We start from the raw sequence: 2,753 nt of genomic DNA on the forward strand, positions 1-2,753 counted from the left end.
TGCAGGCGCCGCGCACTTTTGCGCTCGGCAATGCGGCGATCAACCGCCTGCTCTGGACGCCCCAGGGGCTGGGTCTCGTGGGCTGGGCCGATACCAGCCATCTTGAAAATACCGCGCGCGACGAGATATGTTGAATACGGCCTGCGGCCGTCCAGCTGTCTCCTGCTCTATCTGACGAAAGCCTCCAGACGATGCGACTTCTTCTTGCCCTGCTGCTGCCCTTTTCCGTGTTCTTCACCATCGGCCGGCCGTTTTCCGGCCTGTTTTGCCTGCTGCTGCAGATCACGCTGATCGGCTGGATCCCGGCCGCGATCTGGGCGGTGTACGCACTGAGCCAGTACAAGACCGATCAGAAGATCGAAAAATTCCTCAAGCAGCGCGGCTGAAGCCCGGGCTCAGGCTTCGGGCACCCAGCCTTCGGGCGTGCGCACCATGCGCGGCGAGTCGAACGCGCCGACCACGGGAATGGGCTCGCCGGCCGCGTTGCGCAGCTTGTCGCGCCACTGCGTGCCCTGGCGCATGGCCACGGCGATCGCCACCACCTCGGCGCCGCAGCGCTCGAGCAGGCGCAGGCCCGAAACCATGGTCGTGCCCGAGCTCACGGCGTCGTCGACCACGAGCACGCGCTTGCCGGCCAGCAGCGGCAGCTGGTTCGGATCCACGTACAGCAGCTTGCCCTTGCCCGGCGTGGTGATCGAGCTCACGGGTTCGGACAGTTCGTCCTGGTACCAATACTTGCGCGAATAGCCCAGCGGCACATAGCGCGCATGGCCCAGCGCCTGGGCCACGCCCGGCGCGAAGGCCAGGCCCAGCGTGGGCAGGCCGACCACGGCGTCGACTGCGAAGCCGCGCGCTTCCACCGCCATGGCCTGGGCCAGGGTCTGCACCACGTCCAGCGACGCCTGGTTGGCGATCAGCGACGCCACGCAGCGCCCGGGCTGGCTGGGCATGCCGCGCAGCGGCAGCACCAGATAGCGGCCGTCGCGCAGCCGCGCGGGATAGCTGTATTGATAAGGCGGCGCGATCGGCTGCGTGAGTTCACTGGCGTCGACGATGCGCTGCCAGTAGCCGGTGGTGGCCTCGAAGTCGGGCAGCGCAGCGGCTGCTTCAGTTGCGGGGGTGCTCATACAAACCATCCTGCGCGGCCTGCCCCAGGGCTGACCGCGCTCCATTGATCCAACAAAAAGCCGGCGCGACGCCCGGCGCGTGAGGTCAGCTGCGGCGCAGATACGCTTCGGCCAGATGCACCCAGTAGCTGGCCGTGACCGGCAGCAGGGCGTCGTTGAAATCATAGCCAGCGTTGTGCACCATGCAGCCGCCCTCGCCCATGCCATTGCCGACGATGAAGTAATTGCCCGGCACCTCTTCGAGCATCAGCGCGAAGTCGTCGCTGGCCTGCAGGGGCTGCAGGTCGGGAATCATCCAGGCCTCACCCACATGTTCGCGCGCCACGGCCACGGCGAAATCGGTCGCCGCGGGGTCGTTCATCACCGGCGGATAGCGCCAGCGGTAGTCGACTTCGGCCGTCGCGCGGTGCACGGCCGCCTGGGCCTGGGCCATGGCGGTGATGCGCTCGCGCAGCATCTGCCGCACTTCGGGGCTGCGCGCACGCACCGTGACGCGCAGCTCGCAGGTGTCGGGAATCACATTCGGCGCATCGCCCGCATGGATCGCGCCCACGGTGACCACGGCCATGTCGTTGGGGTCGATCTCGCGCGAGCGAATGGTCTGCAGCGCCAGCACCAGGTGCGAGGCGACGACGATGGGATCGACCGCGGCATGCGGCATGGCGCCATGGCCGCCCGTGCCGCGCACGGTGATGATGGCCGTGTCGGAGCTGGAATACATCACGCCCGAGCGGAAGCCGAAATGCCCGGCCGGGTAGCCCGGCTCGTTGTGGAAGGCATAGAGCGCATCGCAGGGGAACAGCTGGAACAGCCCGTCCTCGACCATCTTCTTGGCGCCGCCATGGCCTTCCTCGGCGGGCTGGAAGACCAGGTGCAGCGTGCCGTCGAACTGGCCGCGCTGGGCCAGCACCTTGGCCGCGGCCAGCAGCGTCGCGGTATGGCCGTCATGGCCGCAGGCGTGCATTTTTCCCGCGTGGCGGCTGGCGTAGGGCAGGCCCGTGGCTTCCTCTATGGGCAAGGCGTCCATGTCGGCGCGCAGGCTCAGGCGCTTGCCGCCTTCATGGCGGCCGCGGCGCAGCGTGCCCACCACGCCGGTGATGCCCAGGCCGCGATGGACTTCGTAGCCCCATTCGGCGAGCTTCTCGGCGACCAGATCGCCGGTCATGACTTCCTGATAGGCGAGTTCGGGATGGGCATGGAGATGGTGGCGCACGGCCAGCATCTCGTCGCAGATCGCCTGCACTTCAGGCAGGACCGGCGCCATGCCGTCATTCGGAAAGTGGTGTGTCATCGCTGGGCCGGGCTTATTCTTGCTGGATGTTGGCGCTCTTGACGATCTGGGCGTAGGCCGCCTTTTCCTTCTTCAGGAAGGCAGCGAAGCTCGCGGGCGTGCCCTTGCCGGGCGTCGCGCCGCCGGCGATCAGGCGCTGCTGCACTTCAGGCAGCTGCAGCACCGCGTCGAGTTCCTTGGCCAGGCGCGCGACGATCGCCGCCGGCGTGCCGGCCGGCAGGAACATGCCGGTCCAGGTGTTGATGTCAAAGCCCTTGAGCACGGGCGTTTCGCCGAACGCCGGCACATCGGCGATGGAGTCGATGCGCGCCGACGAAGTCACGCCCAGTGCCGAC

At 67.8% G+C, this 2,753-nt stretch carries 4 protein-coding genes and 1 pseudogene; 2 read left to right on the forward strand and 3 right to left on the reverse strand.

Annotation, left to right across the window (positions count from 1 at the left end):
* Together D3H34_RS34815 and D3H34_RS31525 are read left to right on the forward strand one after the other, a co-directional pair.
* A pseudogene (locus tag D3H34_RS34815) lies at nt 1-134 on the forward strand (histidine phosphatase family protein); the annotation flags it as partial.
* Nucleotides 135-191: 57 nt separating this feature from the next.
* Complete coding sequence (locus D3H34_RS31525) at nt 192-386, forward strand: YqaE/Pmp3 family membrane protein (protein ID WP_119558741.1); 195 nt, start codon at nt 192-194, stop codon at nt 384-386.
* A gap of 9 nt (nt 387-395) precedes the next feature.
* Here D3H34_RS31525 and D3H34_RS31530 read toward each other — a convergent pair whose 3' ends face one another.
* The 3 genes from D3H34_RS31530 to D3H34_RS31540 all read right to left on the reverse strand — a co-directional run.
* Nucleotides 396-1,127, reverse strand: coding sequence for a phosphoribosyltransferase (locus tag D3H34_RS31530; RefSeq protein ID WP_205736850.1), 732 nt, complete (start codon nt 1,125-1,127; stop codon nt 396-398).
* Nucleotides 1,128-1,212: 85 nt separating this feature from the next.
* On the reverse strand, nt 1,213-2,418 hold the full coding sequence (locus D3H34_RS31535) for a M20 aminoacylase family protein (RefSeq protein WP_119558743.1): 1,206 nt from the start codon (nt 2,416-2,418) through the stop codon (nt 1,213-1,215).
* Between the two features lie 13 nt (nt 2,419-2,431).
* Nucleotides 2,432-2,753, reverse strand: a 322-nt coding sequence (locus D3H34_RS31540) for a Bug family tripartite tricarboxylate transporter substrate binding protein (RefSeq protein ID WP_286186514.1), incomplete at its 5' end; no start/stop codon positions are given.

The organism is Acidovorax cavernicola (assembly GCF_003581445.1).

Bases quoted from the DNA above. Each gene is read 5' to 3' on its own strand.
- D3H34_RS31530 (WP_205736850.1), bottom strand. From the start codon at position 1,127: ATGAGCACCCCCGCAACTGAAGCAGCCGCTGCGCTGCCCGACTTCGAG.
- D3H34_RS31535 (WP_119558743.1), bottom strand. From the start codon at position 2,418: ATGACACACCACTTTCCGAATGACGGCATGGCGCCGGTCCTGCCTGAA.
- D3H34_RS31525 (WP_119558741.1), top strand. From the start codon at position 192: ATGCGACTTCTTCTTGCCCTGCTGCTGCCCTTTTCCGTGTTCTTCACC.